This is a genomic window from Nocardiopsis lambiniae (genome assembly GCF_031845465.1).
Classification (GTDB): Bacteria; Actinomycetota; Actinomycetes; order Streptosporangiales; family Streptosporangiaceae; genus Nocardiopsis; species Nocardiopsis lambiniae.
Genome location: NZ_JAVREP010000012.1, coordinates 128,284 through 150,649, shown reverse-complemented (window position 1 = coordinate 150,649; position 22,366 = coordinate 128,284). Strand labels below are relative to the sequence as shown.

Annotated in this window: 12 protein-coding genes; 10 read left to right on the top strand and 2 right to left on the bottom strand. The window is 71.0% G+C overall.

All coding sequences use genetic code 11. From position 1 onward, the window contains the following. Positions 1-2: 2 nt before the first annotated feature. On the top strand, positions 3-701 hold the full coding sequence (locus tag RM479_RS18600) for an NADPH-dependent F420 reductase (RefSeq protein ID WP_311513006.1): 699 nt from the start codon (positions 3-5) through the stop codon (positions 699-701). 442 nt (positions 702-1,143) lie between these two features. After that, positions 1,144-6,624 (top strand): ATP-binding protein, encoded by a 5,481-nt coding sequence (locus RM479_RS18595; protein WP_311512989.1) that lies wholly within the window; start codon positions 1,144-1,146, stop codon positions 6,622-6,624. A gap of 153 nt (positions 6,625-6,777) precedes the next feature. Here RM479_RS18595 and RM479_RS18590 read toward each other — a convergent pair whose 3' ends face one another. Continuing rightward, positions 6,778-8,154 (bottom strand): alpha/beta hydrolase domain-containing protein, encoded by a 1,377-nt coding sequence (locus RM479_RS18590; protein WP_311512988.1) that lies wholly within the window; start codon positions 8,152-8,154, stop codon positions 6,778-6,780. A 689-nt stretch (positions 8,155-8,843) separates the two neighbouring features. On the opposite strand from RM479_RS18590, the gene RM479_RS18585 reads away from it, so the two are divergent. After that, positions 8,844-11,279, top strand: coding sequence for a M14 family metallopeptidase (locus RM479_RS18585; protein ID WP_311512987.1), 2,436 nt, complete (start codon positions 8,844-8,846; stop codon positions 11,277-11,279). Between the two features lie 322 nt (positions 11,280-11,601). After that, positions 11,602-12,561 carry a phosphotransferase gene (locus tag RM479_RS18580; RefSeq protein WP_311512986.1) on the top strand — a complete coding sequence of 320 codons (960 nt, stop codon included), beginning with the start codon at positions 11,602-11,604 and terminating at the stop codon, positions 12,559-12,561. Positions 12,562-12,850: 289 nt separating this feature from the next. On the opposite strand, the gene RM479_RS18575 is transcribed toward RM479_RS18580, so the two are convergent. Further along, complete coding sequence (locus RM479_RS18575; protein WP_311512985.1) at positions 12,851-15,544, bottom strand: pectate lyase family protein; 2,694 nt, start codon at positions 15,542-15,544, stop codon at positions 12,851-12,853. Positions 15,545-16,260: 716 nt separating this feature from the next. Between RM479_RS18575 and RM479_RS18570 the strand changes: the two genes are divergently transcribed. The 6 genes from RM479_RS18570 (at position 16,261) to RM479_RS18545 (ending at position 22,345) form a co-directional block, all read left to right on the top strand. Beyond that, positions 16,261-17,736: an alanine/glycine:cation symporter family protein gene (locus tag RM479_RS18570; protein WP_311512984.1), complete on the top strand. Its 1,476-nt coding sequence runs from the start codon at positions 16,261-16,263 to the stop codon at positions 17,734-17,736. A gap of 112 nt (positions 17,737-17,848) precedes the next feature. Continuing rightward, on the top strand, positions 17,849-18,883 hold the full coding sequence (locus RM479_RS18565; protein WP_311512983.1) for an asparaginase: 1,035 nt from the start codon (positions 17,849-17,851) through the stop codon (positions 18,881-18,883). Next, positions 18,880-20,307 carry an aspartate ammonia-lyase gene (locus RM479_RS18560; protein WP_311512982.1) on the top strand — a complete coding sequence of 476 codons (1,428 nt, stop codon included), beginning with the start codon at positions 18,880-18,882 and terminating at the stop codon, positions 20,305-20,307. The genes RM479_RS18565 and RM479_RS18560 overlap by 4 nt, the downstream gene beginning before the upstream one ends. 94 nt (positions 20,308-20,401) lie before the next feature. Continuing rightward, on the top strand, positions 20,402-20,986 hold the full coding sequence (locus RM479_RS18555) for an Lrp/AsnC family transcriptional regulator (protein WP_311512981.1): 585 nt from the start codon (positions 20,402-20,404) through the stop codon (positions 20,984-20,986). A 622-nt stretch (positions 20,987-21,608) separates the two neighbouring features. Then, positions 21,609-22,172: a helix-turn-helix domain-containing protein gene (locus RM479_RS18550; RefSeq protein WP_311512980.1), complete on the top strand. Its 564-nt coding sequence runs from the start codon at positions 21,609-21,611 to the stop codon at positions 22,170-22,172. After that, entirely contained in the window at positions 22,169-22,345 is a 177-nt protein-coding gene (locus tag RM479_RS18545) for a hypothetical protein (protein WP_311512979.1), read from the top strand. The genes RM479_RS18550 and RM479_RS18545 overlap by 4 nt, the downstream gene beginning before the upstream one ends. The last annotated feature ends 21 nt before the right edge of the window (positions 22,346-22,366 follow it).

The window sequence follows — 22,366 nt, the reverse complement described above, 5'->3', positions numbered from 1 at the left end:
AGGTGGAGCAGAGGACCGCTCCGGTCCTGGGCGTCCTGGGCGCGGGCAAGGTCGGCACGGTGCTGGCCCGGCTGGCGCTGGCGGCCGGGCACCGGGTGCTGATCGCCGGTTCCGGCGATCCCGCCGAGATCGAGCTGACGGTGTCGGTGCTCGCCCCGGGCGCCGAGGCGATGACCGGAGAGGAGGTGGCGACCAAGGCCGACGTGGTCGTGCTGGCGCTGCCGCTGGGCGGGTACCGCACGATCCCCGCCGGGGCGCTGACCGGGAAAACGGTCATCGACGCGATGAACCACTGGTGGGAGGTGGACGGCCCCCGGGAGGACCTCGTGGATCCGCGCACCTCCTCCAGCGAGATCGTCCAGGGGTTCCTGGCCGGGGCCCGTGTCGTCAAGGCGTTCAACCACATGGGCTACCACGACCTGGAGGACGAGGCCCGCCCGGCCGGCGCGCCGGGGCGCAGGGCGATCGCGATCGCCGGCGACGACAGCGGTGACCTGGCCCTGGTGGGGTCCATCGTGGACGCGCTGGGATTCGATCCGGTCGTGGCCGGTCCGCTGGCCGCGGGCGTGCGCCTGGAACCGGGCACCGAACCCTTCGGAGCCAACGTGGGCGCCGAGGAGCTGCGCGCCATGATCGAGCGCTTCCCCGAATCCGAGCGGGGCCGGGCGGTCATCGCGGCGCGCGGGGACGTGCCCCGCTGAACCTCCCGAGTGGGGCGTGCGGCCTACGATCGACGGTGATCGGAAGACCGCACGCCCGCCCGGCGGTGTTCGGCCCGGGTCGACGGCCGTCGGGGGCCGCGCGAAGCGCCGAACACGCCGGCGACCCCGGCGGTGCCGCGTACGGCCGCTCCGCGTTCCCCGGCCCGCCGGCACGTCACCGATCGGCCGCACGACCGAGAGTCTCGATAGGGACACGAAATGCCACGAACGGGTGAGAACGGTCACGCGGAAAAAGGGGCGCCCGGTGGGGATCGAGTGCCTTTTGTGGGGTTCCCACAAGGTCCCGCTCCAGGTGTGGGCGGTTCGGGACATTGGTGTGCCGGTGGATGATCGAGCACAGTAGTAGGTGGAAGCAGGAAGAGGCGACCTCCGACACCTCGGAGGTCGCCTTCCGTCGTAGACAGCCCGGGGAGGTCGGCCGGTGTTCGGTCGTGTAGCCATCGTCAATCGTGGAGAGGCCGCCATGCGGCTCATCCACGCGGTTCGGGAACTTTCCGCGGAAACGGGGATCCGGATCGAAACGGTCGCCCTCTACACCGACGCGGACCGCAACGCCACCTTCGTCCGTGAAGCGGACGTCACCTACTCGCTGGGACCGGCCTCGGCCCGCCCCTACCTGGACCACGCCGTCCTGGAGCGGGCGCTGGTGGAGACCGGGGCCGACGCGGCCTGGGTCGGCTGGGGTTTCGTCGCGGAGGACCCGGCGTTCGCCGAGCTGTGCGAGAAGATCGGCGTCACCTTCATCGGGCCGAGCGCGGAGGCGATGCGCCGGCTCGGCGACAAGATCGGCGCGAAGCTGATCGCCGAGGAGGTCGGCGTCCCGGTCGCTCCGTGGAGCCGCGGTGAGGTCGCCACCCTGGAGGAGGCGCTGCGCGCCGGCGACGAGATCGGCTACCCGCTGATGCTCAAGGCGACCGCGGGCGGCGGCGGGCGCGGCATCCGCAAGGTCTCCTCGGGCGAGGACCTGGCCGAGGCCTACGAGCGCACCAGCCAGGAGGCGCTGCGCGCCTTCGGCTCCGGTGTGGTCTTCCTCGAACGCCTGGTCACCGGCGCCCGACACGTCGAGGTCCAGGTCATCGCCGACGGCCAGGGCACCGCGTGGGCGCTGGGCGTCCGCGACTGCTCGGTGCAGCGGCGCAACCAGAAGATCATCGAGGAATCCGCCTCCCCCGTCCTGGCGCCCGAGCAGATCGCCGACCTGAAGACGTCGGCCGAACGGCTCGCCGTCGCCGTCGGCTACCGCGGTGCCTGCACCGTCGAGTTCCTCTATCACCCCGGTGAGAGGCTCTTCGCATTCTTGGAGGTCAACACCCGCCTCCAGGTCGAGCACCCCATCACCGAGGTCACCACCGGGACCGACCTGGTCCGTTTGCAGCTGCACGTGGCCGCCGGCGGACGACTCGAAGGCGAGCAGCCCGAGGAGCTCGGCCACGCCGTCGAGGCCCGGCTCAACGCCGAGGACCCCGACCGCGACTTCGCCCCCGCCCCGGGACGCATCGCCCACCTGCGCTTCCCCGTCGGCCCCGGCATCCGGGTGGACACCGGTGTGCGCGAGGGCGACGAGATCCCCGCGGACTTCGACTCGATGATCGCGAAGATCATCGCCTACGGCCGCGACCGCGAACAGGCCCTGGCCCGGCTGCGCCGTGCGATGGCCGAGACCACGGTGATCATCGAGGGCGGCGCCACCAACAAGGGCTTCGTGCTCGACCTGCTGGGACGGCCCGAGGTGATCGGCGCGAGCGCCGACACCGGCTGGATCGACCGCATGCGCGCCGAAGGCCACCTGATCGACCACCGGCACTCGGCGATCGCCCTGGCCGCGGCCGCGATCGAGTCCTACCGGGAGGCGGAGGAGGTCGACCGCCGACGGCTGCTGTCCACCGCGCACGGCGGTCGCCCGCAGGTGCAGCACGACCCGGACCGCCCGCTGGACCTCAAACTGCGCGGTGTCGGCTACCGGGTGAGCGTGGCCCGGGTCGGCCCCGACCGGTTCCGCGTCGGCGTCTCCGGGGGCGGCGACGTCCACCCGGCCGACGTCGAGGTGGAGCGGTTCGACGCGCACAGCGGCCACATCACCGTCAACGGCCGCCGGTTCCGGATGGTGTCGGCCGTGCACGGCCCGGTCCACCTGGTCGAGATCGACGGTGTCCCGCACCGGATCAGCCGGGACGAGGGCGGCGTCGTCCGCTCCCCCGCGCCCGCCCTGGTGGTCGCGACGCCGCTGGCGGTCGGCGACGAGGTCGAGGCGGACGCCCCGATCCTGGTGCTGGAGAGCATGAAGATGGAGACGGTGCTGCGCGCGCCGTTCCGCGCCCGGGTCCGGGAGTGCCCCGTGTCGGTGGGCGCCCAGGTGGAGACCGGCGCGCCGCTGATGCGCCTGGAGCCGCTGGCCGACGAGGACGCGGGAGAGGCCGAGTCCGCGACCGCGGTCGTCGAGATCGACCTGCCGAAGGAGTCCGGCGTCTCCGCCGGCGAGCGCGCCGCCCGCGGCCTGCGGGACCTGCGGGCCCTCGTGCTCGGCTACGACTTCGGCCCCGGGGAACGCCGACGGGTGTTCTCCTCCTACCTGGCCGCGCGCGCCGAACTGGGCGACCGGCCGGTCGAGGGCGAACTGGAGCTGCTGACCGTCTTCGCCGATCTGGCGGAGCTGAGCCGCAACAAGCCCGGCGACGCCCCCGAGGCCGCCTCGGACGGTCAGGTGCACAGCCCCCGCGAGTACTTCCACAGCTACCTCCAGAGCCTGGACGTCGAACGCGCCGGTGTCTCCGAGGCCTTCCAGGCCAAACTCACCCGGGTGCTCGCCCACTACGGCGTCACCGGGCTGGACCGCACGCCGGAGCTGGAGGACGCGGTCTTCCGGATCTTCCTCGCCCAGCAGTCGGTGGCCGCCCACGTCACGGTGGTCTCGGACCTGCTGCGCGCCTGGCTGGCCGGCGCACCGCCGGTCGGGGCGCTCACCGAGCGCGCCGGTCTCACCCTGGAGCACCTGGTCCAGGCCACGCAGGTGCGCTTCCCCGCGGTGTCCGACCTCACCCGGGGCGTGGTGTTCCGCTGGTTCACCCAGCCCCTGCTGCGCCGCAACCGGGCCAAGGTCTACGCCGCCGTGCGCGACGACCTGCGTCACCTGGACCGCGACCCCCACGCCCCGGACCGCGCCGAGCGCATCCGGAGCATGGTGGCCTGCTCCGAGCCCCTCGTCCGGCTCATCAGGACCCGGATCGGCCGTCCCGGCCTGGACAACGCCCCGCTGCTGGAGGTGCTGACCCGCCGCTACTACGGCAACCGCCGGCTGTCCGGTGTCACCGCGCGCGACATCGCCGGATGTCGCCTGGTCACCGCCGACCACACCGACGCGCGGGGCACCTCCCGGGTGGTCGCCGCCGCCGTCGACATCGCCGGCCTGCCCGACGCCGTCGAGGCCGTCTGGACGCTGGCCGCCGACGTGCCCGAGCACCACCTGGTCGCCGACCTGTACGTCACCTGGGAGGGACGGCCGGACGCCGAGGCGATCGCCCAGCGGCTCGGCGAGATCCTCGCGGCACGGCCGCTGCCCTCGGCGGTCCGCCGGATCACCGCCACCGTGGCCGGGGCCGACGGCGCGATGATGCACCACCACTTCACCTTCCGTCCCGAGGGGGACGGTCTCGTCGAGGACCGGCTCATCCGCGGCCTGCACCCGCAGATCGCCCAGCGCCTCCAGTTGCAGCGGCTCCGGGAGTTCGACCTCACCCGACTGGCGTCGGTGGACGAGGAGATCTATCTGTTCAAGGCCGTGGCGCGCGCCAACCCGGCCGACGAACGGCTCATCGCGATGGGCCAGGTCCGCGACCTCACCCCGCTGCGCGACGCCGAGGGCCGCCTCATCGCGCTGCCCGCCGTGGAGGACATCGTCAACGCGTGCCTGGACGCGATCCGCAACATCCAGGCGCAGCGACCGCCCCACAAACGGTTCGACACCAACCGCATCCTCATGTACGTGTGGCCGTCGACGGAGCTGACCCTCGACGAACTCGACATGCTCGTCGAGCGCATCCTGCCGACGACCGCCGGTGCCGGGCTGGAGGAGGTCCAGTTCGTGGCCCGCCAGCGCACCGAGGAGGGCGAACTCACCGAGGTCGCCGTGCGCATCGCCCTCGAACCGGGCAAGGGGGCGCAGGTCCACGTCGACAAGCCCTCGACCGAGCCGGTCCCGCCGCTGGACGACTACCGCCAGAAGGTGCTGCGGGCGGCCCGGCGCGGGAACGTCTTCCCGTACGAGCTGACCGGCATGCTCACCGGACCGGAGGGCTCCTTCGTCGAACACGACCTCGACGAGACGGGCACGCTGGTGCCGGTGGACCGGCCCAAGGGCGAGAACACCGCGGCGGTGGTGGCCGGCGTCGTCACCACGCCGACCGTGCGCCACCCCGAGGGCGTCACCCGCGTGGTGCTGCTCGGCGACCCCACCAAGGCGCTGGGCGCGCTGTCGGAACCGGAATGCGCCCGGGTGATCGCGGCCCTGGACCTGGCCGAGCGGATGGGGGTGCCGCTGGAGTGGTTCGCGCTCTCGGCGGGTGCCCGGATCTCCATGACCTCCGGCACGGAGAACATGGACTGGGTCGCAGCCGCGCTCAAGCGGATCGTGGAGTTCACCCAGGACGGCGGCGAGATCAACATCGTCGTCGCCGGGATCACCGTCGGCGCCCAGCCGTACTGGAACGCCGAGGCCACGATGCTCATGCACACCAAGGGCATCCTGGTGATGACGCCGGACTCGGCCATGGTGCTCACGGGCAAGCAGTCGCTGGACTTCTCCGGTGGTGTGTCGGCCGAGGACAACTTCGGCATCGGCGGCTACGACCGGGTCATGGGCCCCAACGGCCAGGCGCAGTACTGGGCGCCCGACCTGGCGGGCGCCCGCGACGTGCTCATGGCGCACTACGACCACACGTACGTGATGCCCGGTGAGGAGGGCCCGCGCGCGGCGGTCACCGACGACCCGGTCGACCGCGACGTGTCGACGTTCCCGCACACGTTCGCCGGCAGCGACTTCGCCACCGTCGGCGAGATCTTCTCCGCCGAGCACAACCCGGACCGCAAGAAGGCGTTCGACATCCGGACCGTGATGCGCGCCCTGTCCGACCAGGACCACGCGGTGCTGGAGCGGTGGGCGGGCATGGCCGACGCCGACACCTCGGTGGTCCAGGACGTCCACATCGGCGGACGGCCGGTCTGCCTGGTGGGCATCGAGTCGCGGTCGGTGGCCCGGCGCGGCTTCCCGCCCACCGACGGCCCGGACACCTACACCGCGGGCACGCTGTTCCCGCGGTCGTCGAAGAAGACCGCGCGGGCGATCAACGCGGCCTCCGGCAACCGGCCGCTGGTCGTGCTGGCGAACCTGTCCGGGTTCGACGGCTCTCCGGAATCGATGCGCAAGCTCCAGCTGGAGTACGGCGCGGAGATCGGCCGGGCGATCGTGAACTTCCGGGGACCGATCGTGTTCTGCGTGATCTCCCGGTACCACGGCGGCGCGTTCGTGGTCTTCTCCAAGGCGCTCAACCCGAACATGACGGTGCTGGCGCTGGAGGGCTCGTTCGCCTCGGTGCTCGGCGGCGCCCCGGCGGCGGCCGTGGTGTTCGCCGGTGAGGTGAACAGCCGGACCGCGGCCGACCCGCGGGTCACCGGGCTCCAGGATCGGATCGCCGAGACCAGCGGCGCGGAGCGGGCGGCGCTGACCAACCGGCTCGCCGAGGTCCGTTCCTCGGTGCGCGCCGAGAAGCTCGGCGAGGTCGCCGCGGAGTTCGACCGGGTGCACAGCATCCAGCGCGCGGTCGAGGTCGGCTCGGTGGACGCGATCATCCGCGCCGCCGAACTGCGGCCCCGGATCATCGAGGCCATCGAGAACGGCCTGAAGCGCTGATCCAGGACCGACGGAGGGGACCCGGCGGACCTCCGGTGCCGTCGGTCGACTCCGGTCCCTGATCGCCTCGCCCCGTCGAGCCGTCGCTCGGCGGGGCGAAGTGCCGCGCGGTCACGGCGGCGGGTCCCGGGGGTCGGGGCCCGCCGCCGTGGTTCAGGGGCGGGCGGCCTCCCGCCGGTTCTCCCGGGAGTCCTCCCGGGTGATGTGACCCCGGCGCAGGTTCTCGCTCTCCACACGGTTCACCGCCGACGCGTAGCGGCCGTGGCTCGGGTAGCGCTCGGCGAGTTCCGCCTCGTCGAAGGGCCGGTGGGAGCCGAACAGCACACAGAAGTAGCTCTCGGCGTCCAGCGGGGCGTTGCTCCCGGTGTTGAGCGCACGCGGCACCTCCACCTGGGAGAGGCGGATGCCCCCGAGCGCGAACCCGTCGTCGTCGCGGGCGATCCGTCCGAGCGCGGTCCGCTCGATCGGGTCCGCCCCCGGAGGCCGTCCCCTCCCCCGCGCCCACGCGTCCAGGTGGTCGTAGGAGGCGTTGAAGACGTGGTGCAGCGGCACCCGGCTGAACGGCGGTTCCGCGCAGTCGTACTCCGCCTGTCCGCCCAGGTCGCGCTCCTCCTGGTCGACGCGGGCCATCCGACCGGCCCATGCCGAGTGCGAGGTGCCGGCCACCTCCCAGCGCCGGAAGGTGGCGGTGTCCTCCGCCACGGGGATGCGGGCCACGTCGGTCTCCGACAGCACCTGGAAGACCGGTTCCGGGCGGTCCGGGGAGGAGGGAGCGTTCCCCACCATGAAGGCGTAGCCGTCGAAGACCGGTTCGATCAGCGGCAGTACCCGCTCGTAGTAGACCGTCATGCGCTGCGCCGACTGGGACGCGCCGATCGCCAGGATCCGGTCGTGTTCGAGTCCGCCCGTGAGTTCCCCGGCGCGCACCGCCTGTGCGGCCTGGGAGAAGACGTCGTAGGAGAGCTGGTCGTCACCGACCGCGCCGCCGTCCGTGACGTCCAGGTCGCCGTAGCGGGCCGGACTCCACCCCGTCAGCTGTGACACCCCCACGTGCTGTGCGGAGACCCCCACCCACGTGTACCCCGAGCGCATGATGTGCTCCGCGCTCGGTCCCCACAGGGCGTCGAGGTCGTTCCCGGCCGTGACGTTCTGCCACTCGGCCAGGACCGTGCCGTTGGAGTCACGCTGTTCGGCGGGGCGGCGGACCAGGAGCCGTGTCCTGTAGGGGTGGGACGAGAGCACCTCGCCCTCGGAGTAACGGTTCGCGGTTCCGGAGACGAGGAACTCCTCCTCCACGTAACCGTGGGAGTCGAGGTCCTCGGTCGTGGCGAAGAAGGGATAGGTGTCCTCGATGTCGTCCGCCATCGGGTCACCGGGGAGACCGCCCGGAAGCGGGCCCTGGACCTCCGGAACGGGGACCGGGATCGCTCCCTCGGGTCCGGAGGGCGCGGCGGAGACGGTGGAGGCCAGGAGCGTTCCGGCGGCGGTCAGTGCCAGAACCGTTCCCAGACGGTGCGCGTGGGTGGTCACGAAGGGCCCTCCTCATGGCGGGGCGGGGCGGGGCAGCGGGTGGCGGGTCGCCACGCGAAGGTATGCCGGGGAGCCGTGGGTGACAACGGGGTGACGTGTCAACAGGTCGATCCACCTATGGTGATCGGCACCCGGGGGTGTCCCTCCCCGGGCGTGGAGGAGGCCCTTGCGGCCCCTCGGAGGACGCGGAACCCGGACCCGCGCCCGGCGTCGAGATCCCCGCTCCCGGTCGGGCAACGGCGGGGCTCGGCCCCACGCCTGCCCTGCCGCGGCCACCCGTCCTTCTCCGTTCCGCCCCGTTCAGGGCCCCTCGGTCCGCGACGACGCGGAATCGAACTCTCCGGCCGACGGGCCGGCCCGGACCCCCGGCGGGTCCCCCCTCGATTTTTCGCTTTACCGGCCTTGACGCGACCCCGGCGTCACGACAGCCTCGGACCGACAGCCAGATTCGGGTGCGTGACGGCGGCCGCGCCGTCCACCCAGGCACTTCCCCCGCGCCCCCTTCCCTCCCCCCGGCCCCCACCACCCATCACTGCGCAGGTCGATCCCTCGACGACGGTGTGAGTGCTGTCCCGTGGCCCCGCGGCCGGCTCGATCGTGCCCACCCGCCCCCGCCCGAACGGCGGTGGCGCCACTTGTCGCGGACGACGGGCCACCCGCCCGCTCCGCGCTGAGCGAGAAGGACCGGGATGGGACACATGACATGGAGCGGGTCTCGGCGTGCGCGTCACGCCGGACTCGTCGTCGGGGCGACCCTCGCGCTGCTGCTGCCGACCGCGGTGCCCGCGACGGCCGAGCCCGGCGCGACGACGCTGGAGCTGGACGAGCCGTCGGTGGTGGAGGTCTTCCTGGACGACCGCGACGAACTCGACCGGCTCGTGGAGCTGGGCGGTGACATCACCCGGCTGGACCCGGCGGGCGAGCACGGGTTCGTCGCCCAGGCCGTGATCGGCCCCTTCGACCTGGACGTCTACAACGACTCCGGGTTCACCTTCGGCGAGGTGCTCTACACCGAGTCCGACGCGGAGGAGCGCCTCGACGAACGTGAGGCGGCCATCGAACGGCTGCGGGCGGAGAACGAACCCGAGGGCACGGCGAGGACCCTGGCCGACACCGAGAACCTCAGGATCCTGCGGGCGGACTACTTCGAGGGCCGTAACGGCGACTTCCTGTCCGTGGAGGTCCACTCCGACTTCGGACCGATCGAGAACTCCCGGCTGACCGTGGAACGCGACGCCGGGCCCGGCACCGAGATCGGTGACGGCGGCACCCAGACCCTGAACCGCTTCGTCGACGTCGGGGTGTACATGTACCACCGCGGCCAAGCCGCGGTGGAGGAGCGGCCCGAGCGTATCCGGGTCACCGGCCCGCACGGCGGCACCGCCGTCGCGGAGGTCACCGAATGGCTGCCGGACCCCCGTGGACCCGGGGATCCGCTGCCCTACACCGACTTCCTCAACGCCTACATGACACCGGACGAACTCTACGACCGGATCCACCAGATCGCCGACGAGTACCCGGACATCGCCGAGGTCGTCGAACTGCCCCACCGGACCAACGGCTACCGCCGCCACGCCCAGGCGATCCTCGGAGTGGGCGTCAACGGCCAGAACGCCGACCGCGGTGTCGTCGTGGAGTCGCTCGTCCACGGCCACGAGGGCGGGAACGACATCGTCGTGGACCTGGTCGCCCCCTCCGCTCCCGACTCCGGGTTGTCGGTCGACGTCGAGGGGGACGAGATCACCGTCGCCCTGGCCACCGACGGCGGCGGTGCGATCACCACGACCGCGGCGGAGGTCGTGGACGCGGTCAACGCCGAGGCCGGTGACCTGGTCCGCGCCTTCACCTTCCGGGGCAACGCCGGAAACGGGGTGGTGCGGGCCGAGCGGGTGCGGGCCGACGACTTCCTCAACGCGCCCGACGAGGTGTCCCGCGAGCCGGCGCCGGTCTACGCACTGCGCATCGGTTCCACGCGGGACGGCTCCAAGACCGGCGTGCTGGGTTACGCCCAGGAACACGCCCGGGAATGGCAGACCCCGTTGGTGACCATCGAGACCGCCGAGCGCCTGGTGCGCAACTACGGCGTCCACGACACCACCACCGAACTGGTGGACGAGTTGGACATCTTCCTGATGCCCTCGTTCAACCCGGACGGCGCCAACTACTCCTTCTACGACGTGCCGCTGCACCGCAAGAACATGACCAACTACTGCGGCACCGGCGGTGCCCGCGACCAGTGGGCCGTGGCCCAGGGGGCGCAGTGGGGTGTGGACAACAACCGCAACTACGGCGCCTACACCCTGTGGGACGGCTACGCCGGGGCCTCCTTCACCTGCACCGGAGGCACGTTCGCCGGCCCCGAGGAACTGGGGCCGCTGTCGCAGCCGGAGAACAAGAACCTGGTGTGGCTGGTCGACACCCACGACAACATCGGCTTCTCGATGAACATCCACTCCTCGGGCGACTACTTCATGTGGTCCCCGGGCGCCTACATCGCCGACGGACGCGTCCCCACCCCCCGGCCGACGGCGATGGAGGAGGCCTACTTCTGGGAGTCGTCGGCGCACATCCTGGGCGCGATCAAGGAGTACCGCGGCACCGTGGTGACCCCGGCCCGCACCGGTCCGATCATCGACGTGCTGTACTCCGCGGCGGGCAACTCCGGTGACCACCTCTGGTACGAGAACGGGATCTTCGCCTGGAACTTCGAGCTGGGCCAGGCGGGGTTCCAACCTCCGTGGGAGGAGGCGCACGCCCAGGGCATGGAGTACGCCAACGGGATGTACACCATGCTGGAAGTGGCCCTGGCCCATCAGAAGGACCGGTTCCGACCGCGTTCGGGCGTCTCTCCGCGCCCGGGCGAGCACACCGGACCGGTGGAGGTCGTCTTCGAGACCAACGAGCCCGCCGAGATCCACTACACCCTCGACGGCAGCCGTCCGGACTTCGACTCCCCCAGGCTGGAACCGACCGGTGTGCGCGGGGGCCTGGAGACCCTGCGGATCGAGGAGACGACGACCGTCCACTGGTTCGCGGTGGACATCGCCGGCAACGTCGAGGGAGGCTACGACCCCGATGGCAGGGCCCGGAACCACCGCAGGGGCACCTGGGTGATCGTGGACTGACCCGGAGTGGTGGCGGAACGACCCGGTGAGCGGACCGAGGGCCCTCGCACAGGGTCGGACGCCGTCGGTCGGTCCGGGTCCCGGCCCCCGCCCGACGCCGTCCTCCGCGATCCGGGATCGCGGAGGACGGCGTCGTCCCGGGAACGGCGGGTGCCGAGGCGACCGGGGGAACCGGGCCGGATCCGCCGGAAGGACCCGGTTCGCCGACTTCCCGGGCACGACCGCGGCGCCGACGAGCCCTACCGTGCGCACGCGCGGACCGTGGGGGAACCGGGCGCGCTCGTCGAGAAGCAGCGACCGGGCGTCCGCGTACGATCGCCCCATGATGACCGTCCCGCCCCCCGCCGAGGTCGTGTTCTCACGCGGACTCGTGCGCACGCTGCTCGCCGATCAGCACCCGGACCTGGCGGACCGGGAGATCGCCGAGCCCCTCGAAGGCTTCGACATGGCGATGTTCCGCCTCGGGGAGGACCTCGCGGTCCGGCTGCCCCGTCACCGCGGCGCGGCCGGCTCGCTGGAGTCGGAGCTGCGCTGGGTCGGAGCGCTCAGCGACCGCTGGACGTTCCCCACACAGCGGATCGTGCGTTCGGGCGTCCCCGGGGCGGGTTTTCCCTGGTGCTGGGCGGTCACGTCCTGGTTGCCGGGCGAACTCGCCGCCGACCGCCCCCTGGCCGGCTCGGCCGCACCGGAGGTGGGCCGGGCACTGGCCGAGATCCACCGGCCGGCCCCCGCCGACGCCCCGTTCAACTCCGAGCAGAGCGTGCGGCTCGCCGAGCGTGAGCCGATCCTGCGCGACGCCCTTCCACGGCTGCCGTCCTCGGGCGCCGCCCGTGGTCTGACGTTGGACCGGGACGCCGTGGCCGCCCTCTGGAACCGGGCGCTCGCGGTTCCCGACGAGGCCCCGCGCGTCTGGATCCACGCCGACCTGCACCCGTTCAACGTGATCTCCCGGAACGGCGCGTTCGGCGGCATCATCGACTGGTCGGACATCGCCCGAGGAGACCCGGCGGTGGACCTCGGTTTCCTGAGGCTGCTGTTCTCGGCCGCCGACATGCCCGCCGCCCACGAGGCCTACGGCGGTGTCGACGAGGCCACCGCGGCACGCGCCCTGGGAATCGGCCTCGTCAAGGCGGCCTTCCTCGCCACGGTCCCCGAGGAGACCGTCGCGGACATCGGCTGGCGGACCCTCGTGGAACTCGGCGCGGCGAACCGGACCGCACCCGGCGGACCGGGCGGCCCCGGATCCGGAGGTCCGTCGCGCTCCCCCGAGGTGGGGCGCTGAGACGGACCCTGGAACCCGAGGGCCGGTCGGTGGCGGCGCGCAGCGGGATCGGCCGGGCCAGGACCTCGGCCAGGCCGGGGTCGTCGATCGCGGCCAGGGTCGCCTGGGCCGCGTGGGGATCCTCGATCAGCCGGGTGAGGTGGTCTGCGGTGATCTCGGCCCACTCGCGGTGTCGTCGGACTTCACCCGCGGGCAGGCCCGGCTTCAAGAGAACGGCCGACCCGTCCGGTTCGTTCGGACGGGTCGGCCGGTATCCGGTCGGCTCCGGTACGGGAGCCGACCGGATCGGTCACAGGTCGACCCGGGTGCCGCCGATGGTCACCACGAGTCGGCCGTCGGAGTCGAAGCTCCAGTCCAGGGATCCGGAGTACGGAGAGCAGCGGGAACCGTTGGAACCGTTCCAGAACTGGTTCGAGCCATCGGCGTCCCCCCTGTACCGGTCGGTGGAGCCGCTGTCGCACGAGGTGTTGTCGCGGAACACCGAGTCGCCACCGTCGAACTGGAAGTTGCGTTCCTCGTTGCCGATGCTCAGGTTGTTCGAGACCGTCATGGTGCCGGGGTTCGAGTTGTAGGTGAACCCGTGCTTGCCGTTCTCGAAGGCGATGTTGTGGTGGATGTCGTGGTCCACCTCGATGCCCGCACCGCCGAGCTTGAACCCGTTGCGGTCGCCGTCCGGGTGCTGGGAGCCGTCCGAGAGCGAGCCGTTGCCGAACGCCAGCGAGTGTTCGATGGTGACCTCGCCGATCGGGCCTGTGTCCGACTTGGTGTACAGGTCGTAGCCGTCGTCGATGTTGTTGTACGCCACGGTGTAGCGGAACACGTTCCCGTCCCCGACGGTGAGCTTCGGGGCGAACCCGTCGGCGTTCTCACCGCCGGAGTCGGCGTTGTCGTGCGAGACCGAGCTGACGATCAGGTTGTTCGAGGGCCACTCCGCCCTGGGGGCCCCGGCGGTGTACCGCGACAGTTGCAGTCCGGTGTCGCGGTTGTACCGGGTGGTCACCCGCTCGATGACGTTGTCGTGGCCGCCCAGCAGGATCCCGTTGTCGCCGGCGCGCTCGACGACGATGCCCTTGACGTGCCACCGGTCGCCGCCGATGGCGAGTCCCCTGTTGGCCGGGTCCTCGCTCTGGGCCGAGAAGTTCAGCACGGGGGTCTCGCCGGGGTAGGCGAACAGCTCGTTGCGGTCGTTCGGCAGGCCGTCGTTCCCCGGCTCGATGTGAACCGTCTCGGAGAGGTCGTAGGTACCGCCGCGCACGTAGATCGATCCGCCGGGCTCGATCCGGTCGATCGCCGAGGTGAGCGTCGTCGGGTCGGACTCGGTGCCGGAGGCGCCGTCGTCGCCGTCAGGAGCCACGAAGAGCTCGTCGCCCGAAGGCAGGGGGGTGTCACCGCCACCGTCCGGCGGCGGGGTGTCATCTCCCCCGCCCGTCGGCGCGTCGGCGTAGGTCTCGAACTCGGCGACGCGCGGCGTGCCGTTCGAGCCGGTGATCTCGAAGTTGATCTTGCGCAGCGTCGTCGGGTCGAAGCCGATGACCCCGGCTCCGCTGCCGGTCGCCAGGACGGTTCCGGTGTCGTTGTCGACGACACGCCAGGAGCCGATGTTGCCTTCGGCCCCGGCCGCCTCACGGATGTTGATCGAGGACACCGTGGTGTCGGAGCCCCACTTGACCGAGATGCGACCGGTCGAGCCGCTCGGCGACCAGTAGGTGCCCGTGTCGCCGTCGATCACGTTCCCGTAGCTGGTCCCGCCGGCCTTGCTGGAGCCGTCGGCACCGGCGCCGATGCTGAGGTTGGTCCCGTTGGGGGGATCGGTCGGGTCCGGGTCGACCGGGTCCGGGTCGGTCGGGTCCGGGTCGGTCGGGTCGGGGTCGACCGGGTTCTGCGCTTCGCAGTCACCGTCCGAGATCCGGTTGCCCTTGCCCGCGCCCGCGGTCTGCTCCAGCACCTCCGGCACGCAGCCGGCGTCGTCGAGCTCGTAGGAGTACGGAATGCTCACCGACGTGGTGGACCGCGGGTCGGGTCCGGCCGGGTAGTTCTGGTCGCCTTCGGCGGACCAGGTCACGTTGTCGAAGATGTTGCCGTTGACCTGCCAGGAGCCCCTCTCGTTGGTGTAGAAGGTGCCCAAAACGTCCTTGGAGTCCTTGAAGTAGTTGTTCTCCACCTTCGCTCGGGCCCCGGCCCGGGAGTTGATCCCGGACTTGTGCAGCCCCACGTAGTGGTTGTTGTACATGTGCCCCACGCCGCCGCGCAGCAGGGGGACGCGCGAGTCGATGTTCTCGTACAGGTTGTGGTGGTAGGTGACGTAGCCGTTCGAGAGGTCGCTCTCGCTGGACCCGACCAGGCCGCCGCGGCCGGAGTTGCGCAGGACGCTGTAGGAGAGGGTGACGTACCGGGTGTTGTTCTTCAGGTCGAAGAGGGCGTCGTAACCCTCGTCCTCCCCGCCCGACGCCTCCAGGGTGACGTGGTCGACCCAGACGTTGCGGACGTCGCTCTCCATCCCGATGGCGTCACCGCCGTTGGACGTGGGCGAGCCGGACTTCTTGACGTTCCGGACGGTCACGTTCTGGATGATGATGTTGTGGGACTCACGGATGTGGATGCCCAGCTGATCGAACACGGCTCCACCGCCGGTCCCGACGAGCGTGACGTTGCTGATCCTCTTGAGCTCGATCACGTCGTCGGCGGTGTCGCAGCCGGGGCCCGACACCTTGGAGGTGTTGCCGTGGTCGATGGTCCCTTCCACCTGGATGATGATCGGGGTGCCGGTGCTGGGCCGACTGCACAGGGCCTCGTGGATCTGGGTCCCGGTCGTGGCCCGTACCGTCTGTCCGCCCGCGCCGCCGGTGGTCCCGCCGTTCTGGGTCGCGTACCCCGTGGCGCCGGCCTGGGCCGATGCCTGGGACATCGGCAGGGTGAGGCAGGCCGCCACCAGGGCCGCGGTGGCGAGCGTCGACACGAGTCGACGCCCGGTCGTTCTTCTCATCTTCAACCCTTCGTAACAGAGCATGAGCATTGACGTGCTTTTACCCGAGAGTAGAGAAAGCGCTTTCCACGTCAAGGGGGGTTAGCGCAATCGTTTGCAAGAAGGTCGAGCACCCGGACTGCCGCTCATGCCCGATGGCCTGCGGATTCATCGATATCCCGCGCAGAGTTCGGAATCGGGTACCTCAAAAAATGCAACCGGTTGGAACGCTCCACCGACGACACGGCAGGCCGGACGCGGCACCCGGACGCGGTCGATGGAGCGTCGCAGCGGGGCGGGAAGGCCTTCCGGGCGGGGGCGTCACGAGTCCGTGGACCGCGCGCACGAGATCGGACTCCTCGGCCTCCCAGGCGGCCTCGACGCCGATGCCGAGGGCGTACTCGAAGACACGGCGCCCGGTCTCTCCGTCGGGGACCGGCCGGGCCCCGGAGCACCGGGACCCGGGGCTCGGCGGCCACTCCCCGCGCTCCGGGCCGCGGAACGCCGTCGAACATGTGGCGCACGCCACTGTGCGGAAGGCACCCGGCGTCGAACAGGGTTCGGCGACAGTGCCCGTTCCCCGCACGGTGAGCAGGGTGTGTTGAAGCGCACCACCGATGTGTCGACCATTGCCCATCAGCGGAAGCACGCTCCGGTGACCAGCCATGGAACCCCGTCGTGCCGGTGAGACCGACCCGGCATCCCCCGCGTGCCCGCACATGACAAGGAGCGAACATATGGATGCGCTGAACAGCGCCATCGTAGGCATGAACGACGTCTTGTGGGCCTACCTGGTCATCCCCCTGCTCGCCGTCGTCGGCGTCTACTTCACGGTGCGCTCCGGTGCCGTCCAGATCCGGATGGTTCCCGAGATGCTGCGCTCCATGCGCAGCCACCCGGAATCGGCCCCGGACGGCAAGAAGGCCATCTCGGCGTTCCAGGCGTTCTCGATCTCGGCGGCCTCCCGCATCGGAACGGGCAACATCGTCGGCGTGGCGGTCGCGATCGCCCTCGGCGGCCCCGGAGCCGTGCTCTGGATGTGGCTGATGGGCATCGTCATGGGCTCGGCCGCGTTCGTCGAGTCCACCCTCGCCCAACTGTTCAAGGTCCGGGACAGGACCGGATTCCGCGGCGGCCCGGCCTACTACATGACCCTCGGGCTCAAGGCGCGGTGGATGGGCGTGCTGTTCGCCATCGCCATCATCTTCACCTTCGGCTTCGCGTTCAACATGGTGCAGGCCAACAGCATCGCCAGCGCCGTGGGCGGTTCCGTGTCGACCGCGACCGGAGCGCAGACCCCCGAGTGGATCGCACCCGCCGTGGGGGCGGTGCTGGCCGTCCTCGCCGCGCTCGTGATCTTCGGCGGCGTGCGCCGCATCGCCCACGTCGCGCAGGCCCTGGTGCCGTTCATGGCGCTGACCTACCTCGTCATCGGCGTGATCGTGGTCGGGATGAACATCGACCAGGTCCCCGCCGTGCTCACGAACATCGTGAACTCCGCCTTCGGCCTGCGCGAGTTCGGCGCCGCGGGCGTGGGCACCGCGATCATGATGGGCATCCGCCGCGGCCTGTTCTCCAACGAGGCGGGCATGGGCTCCGCACCCAACGCGGGGGCGACGGCGTCGGTCAGCCACCCGGTCAAGCAGGGCCTGGTGCAGACGCTCGGCGTCTACTTCGACACCCTCGTCATCTGCTCCGTCACCGCGTTCATCATCCTGGTCTCCAACCCCGTGTACGGCGAGGAGGTCGGCGCCGAGCTCACCCAGCGGGCGCTGGAGGCGAACCTCGGCTCCTGGTCGCTGCACCTGCTCACCGTGATCATCTTCCTGCTGGCGTTCACGTCGCTGGTCGGCAACTACTACTACGGCGAGTCCAACCTGCGGTTCCTGACCGGACACCCGGGAGCCCTTCCGGTGTACCGCACGGCCGTGGTCGCCATGGTGTTCCTGGGCGCCATCGCCTCGCTCGACCTGGTGTGGAACTTCGCCGACGTCACCATGGGGATCATGGCCGTGATCAACCTGGTCGCGATCGCACCGCTCGGCGCACTCGCCCTGCGCCTGCTCGCGGACTACCGGGAACAGCGCAAGCAGGGCCTGGACCCGGTCTTCACCCGGGACCGGATGCCCGATGTCACCGGCATCGAGTGCTGGGAGCCCGACCCGGCCGACGAGCGCGACGCGCGGTCCGGATCCGCGACGGAAGTCCGCTGACCCGGCCCTCCGGGTGAACCGCACCCACCATCACCCGGACGCGGTCCGCGCCCGCCGCCGGCGGGTCCGGCCCGCGTCCCGGTCCAGGACTCTTCGAGACGAGAAGGAAATCATGCGCCAGCAGGAGGCGACCGGCCAGGTCGTACTGATCAGCACCGGCGGGACGATCGCCAGCCGCCGGATCGGGAACGGGTACACCGCCGAGCTGAGCGGGCCCCAGATCCTCAAGGGAGCCGGTGTCCCCGACGGGCTGCGGGTCCGGGTCCGGGACCTGTTCACGGCGAACAGCTCGGCGCTCACCACGGACCAGCAGCTGATCCTGCTGGGCGCCGTGCACGAGGCGCTGGCCGACGACGAGGTCGACGGCGTCGTGGTGACCCACGGCACCGACACCCTGGAGGAGTCGGCGTTCCTGGTCGACCTGTACCACCACGACAGTCGACCGGTCGTGTTCACCGGCGCGCAGCGGCCTCCGGACCACGACGAGAGCGACGCCCCGGCCAACCTCCGCGACGCCCTGGCCGTCGCCGCCACCGCGCGCGACGTCGGTGTGGTGGTGGTGTTCGACGGGCTGGTGCACGCCGCGCGCGGCACCGTGAAACAGCACACGCTCGCCGTCGAGGGCTTCGGCGACCCGTCGGGCACACCGATCGGCGGCGTCTCCGAGGGCCGTGTGCTCGTGCGGCACCGGCCGCTGCGGCGGCCATCGCTGCCGCTCCCCTGCGGCCCCGCGCCCCGGGTCGACATCGTCATGCACCACGCGGGCGCCGACCCGGTGCTGCTGCGCGCGGCGGTCGCGGCCGGCGCCCAGGGAATCGTGCTGGCCGGCACCGGCTCCGGCAACGCCTCCCCCGTGTTCGTCGACACCGTCGCCGAGGCGGTCTCCGCGGGGGTCCTCGTCGCGCTCACCACCCGGGTGCCCGCCGGCCCGGTCGCCGGGATCTACTCCGGTGGCGGCGGGGTCGACCTGATCGCCGCCGGAGCGGTGCCGACCGGGACCCTGCGCGCGCCGCAGGCCCGGATGGCCGTGATCTCCGCCCTGCTGCACCGTTCGGACCCGGCGGAGCGCACCGCGGCGTTGGGCCGGCTGCTCTCCGACGAACCGCTCGCCTCGCTCGTGCCCGAGACCGACGGAGTCCTGCGATGACCCCACCCCACCAGGACGGCCACCGGGTGGAGCACGACCTGCTCGGGTCGCGCGACGTGCCCGCGGACGTCTACTACGGGATCCACACCCTGCGCGCGGTGGAGAACTTCCCCATCACCGGCATCCCCCTGTCCGCCCACCCGGATCTGGTGAACGCGCTCGCGGCGGTGAAGCTCTCCGCCGCCCGGGCCAACCGCGACCTGGGCCTGCTCCCCGACGGCAAGGCCGCGGCGATCGAGAAGGCGTGCTCGGATGTCCTCGACGGCCGTCTGCACGACCAGTTCGTCGTCGACGTGGTCCAGGGCGGGGCGGGCACCTCGTCCAACATGAACGCGAACGAGGTGATCGCCAACCGAGCGCTGGAGCACCTCGGCCGCCCCCGGGGCGACTACCGGCACCTGCACCCGCTGGAGGACGTCAACGCCGGTCAGAGCACCAACGACGTCTACCCGACCGCCGTCAAGATCGCCCTGCACCTGGCCGCCCACCGGCTGTCGGACGCCATGGAGCACCTCGGGTCGGCCTTCGCGGTGAAGGCCACCGAGTTCGGGGACGTGCTCAAGGTCGGCCGGACCCAGCTCCAGGACGCCGTGCCGATGTCCCTGGGCCGGGAGTTCGGCGCCTACGCCGTGATGCTCGCCGAGGACCGTTCGCGGCTCTCCGAGGCGTGCGCGCTGCTGCACGAGATCAACCTCGGCGGGACCGCGATCGGGACCGGTCTCAACGCGCACCCCGATTACCCGGCCGCCGCCTGCGAGCACCTGTCCGCGTTGCTGGGGATCCCGCTGTCGGTGGCCCCCGACCTGGTCGAGGCAACCCAGGACGCCGGGGCGTTCGTGCAGCTGTCGGGGGTGCTCAAGCGCATCGCGGTGAAGCTGTCGAAGACCTGCAACGACCTGCGGCTGCTCGCCTCGGGCCCGCGCGCGGGGCTGGGCGAGATCACCCTGCCCGCGGTGCAGGCCGGGTCGAGCATCATGCCCGGCAAGGTCAACCCGGTCATCCCCGAGGTGGTCAACCAGGTCGCGTTCGAGGTGATCGGCGGCGACCTGACCGTCACCATGGCCGCCGAGGCCGGCCAGTTGCAGCTCAACGCCTTCGAGCCGATCATCGCGCACCGCCTGTTGTCCGGCCTCGCCCACATGGGGGCGGCCTGCCGCACTCTGGCCGACCGCTGCGTCGCGGGGATCACCGCCGACCGGGAGCACCTCGCCCGGCAGGTGGAGCGGTCCATCGGCCTGGCCACCGCGCTCAGCCCGCACCTCGGCTACGAGCAGGCCACCGCCATCGCCACGGAGGCGCTGGCCACCGGAGCGGGCGTGTCCGAGCTCGTGCTCGCCAAGAGCCTGCTCACGGAATCGCGGCTGCGCGAGATCCAGGCCGGTTTCACGGCGACCGGGACCTCCGCAGCTGCGTCATCCCGGTGATGGCAGACGTTCCCGGGCGCTCGACGCGAGCGCCCGGGGGCTGTGTCGAATGAGGCGGATTCCGACCGATATGCGGTCCGTATCATGGGGAGCTATGGCCGCCGCAATCGAACTGGACGCGATCGACTGGGCCATCCTCGAACAGCTCCAGAAAGACGCCACCATCCCCAACAAGCAACTGGCAGAACAGGTGGGGGTGGCTCCGTCCACCTGCCTGCTACGTGTTCGTCGGCTGCGTGAGAGGGGCGTCATCACGGGGATCCACGCCCACGTGTCGTCGACGGCCATCGGGCTGGCGATGAACGCGATCCTCGCCGTGCAGGTCCGACCGCACACCCGCGAGGTGTTCAACCGATTCGTCGACTTCGCCATCGCCCTACCGGAGACCCGCTCGCTCTACCACGTCAGCGGTGCCGAGGACTTCCTGATCCATGTGGTGGTCGGCAACGCCGAGCACCTCCAGCAGCTCGTGCTCGACGTGATGTCGCAGCGTTCCGAGGTGACCCGGGTGCAGAGCTCGATCGTGTACGAGCAGACGGAGTTCCACGCCCTGCGCTCGCCCGACTCGCGACAGCGTCGGCCACCTCTGATCGCGCCCCGCCTCCGCGCCCGCCCCGCCATCCGCCAGGACACCCCGCCCGGGCGACCCGGTGGCCCGGCCCTGGAGAAGCCCCGCTGACGGAACGCCCCGGCGAGGAGGGCGGACCGCCGGGTGTACCGGCTGCGACCCGCGGGGCGAAGCCTCGCGTCGCAGGGGAGCGATGCACCCACCCCATCGATCAGCGCGACCTGGGCCACAGAGGGGCACCTCGGGGGTTCGGGGGTCTCCCCCGGGAAACACGAAGGACGACCCTGCGAGGCGGCCGAAGGCCCCCGAGCAGGGTCGTCCTGAGTCCGTGGACCCTGGGCAAACCAGCTGCACCCCCGTCCGGCTCGCCACCGGGTTCGAAGCCCTCCTCCGCGAGCTTCCCGCATCGACAGCACCGCTCCTCCGGCACAAGCCCACCAAGAAGCCGAGTACCGCGAAGCGCCTCAAACCCCATGAGGTCGACGAGCTGATCGCCGCCTACCAGGCAGGCGCGAGCGCCTACAAGCTTGGAGAACGCTTCAATATCACCCGGCAGACGGTGAGTGCTGTCCTCAAGCGCCACGGCGTACGGATACGTGGGCGGCGCAAGCCCGAAGTAGGCGCACCTGACCGTGTTGCACCGTGACTCTTGAGACGTTCACGCGAAAGCTCACAGGTCCGCGCAGATCCCCGACAACAGATTTACACTTATTACAGTTAGAAGGAGGATGACATGAGCACGGCTCCCACAAGGGTGGTGGAGGAGATCTCTCCACCGACCTCGCCAGAACAGAAGAGGGCCGCCCGAAGAATCGTTGACCTGATCCTCGGCGGCACCACAGAAGTCATGCTGCGTCTGCCCGAAGGAGAGGAGCATCAACTCGACAGTGAAGAGCTGAGGGCTCTGCTGGCCATCGCCTTGGCACGCGCAGAGGGCCACCGCGTCTCCGTGATCAGTCATGACGTCATGCTCAGTCCACAGCAGGCGGCCGAACTCCTCGGCGTGTCCCGACCGATGGTGTACCGCTTCATCGAACGCGGGGAGCTGGAAGCAACGCGTGTCGGCACACACTGGCGCCTCTCGACCACGGACGTGATCGCTCTGGTAGAGCGCCGATCACTACTCATGGACCGCGTGGACACAGGCTTCGACCAGGTCACCGAGGCCATGCTCTCTCAGCAGAAGAACACCCCTACCAAAGGCGACGCCGAGGAGGGCTGGCGTACGGCGGCTCCCGAACAGAGAAGGCCGCCCCTAGAGCGAGTGCGCAAGAGGACGAGGGGCCGACGCACGTGAACAACGGGGATTCGCTGTTCGGCATCGTCCTGGATGCCAATGTCTACATCGATGCGGTCGGCAACGACAGCGACCTGCTTGTTCTCGGCCGCCCGAACGAGTGGAAGGGGAGGGGCATCGTTTCTCCCGCCGACTTCACCAAACGGGCCGAAGCCGCGATGCGCCACAGGTGAGACAGCCACCGGAGGCGCCCA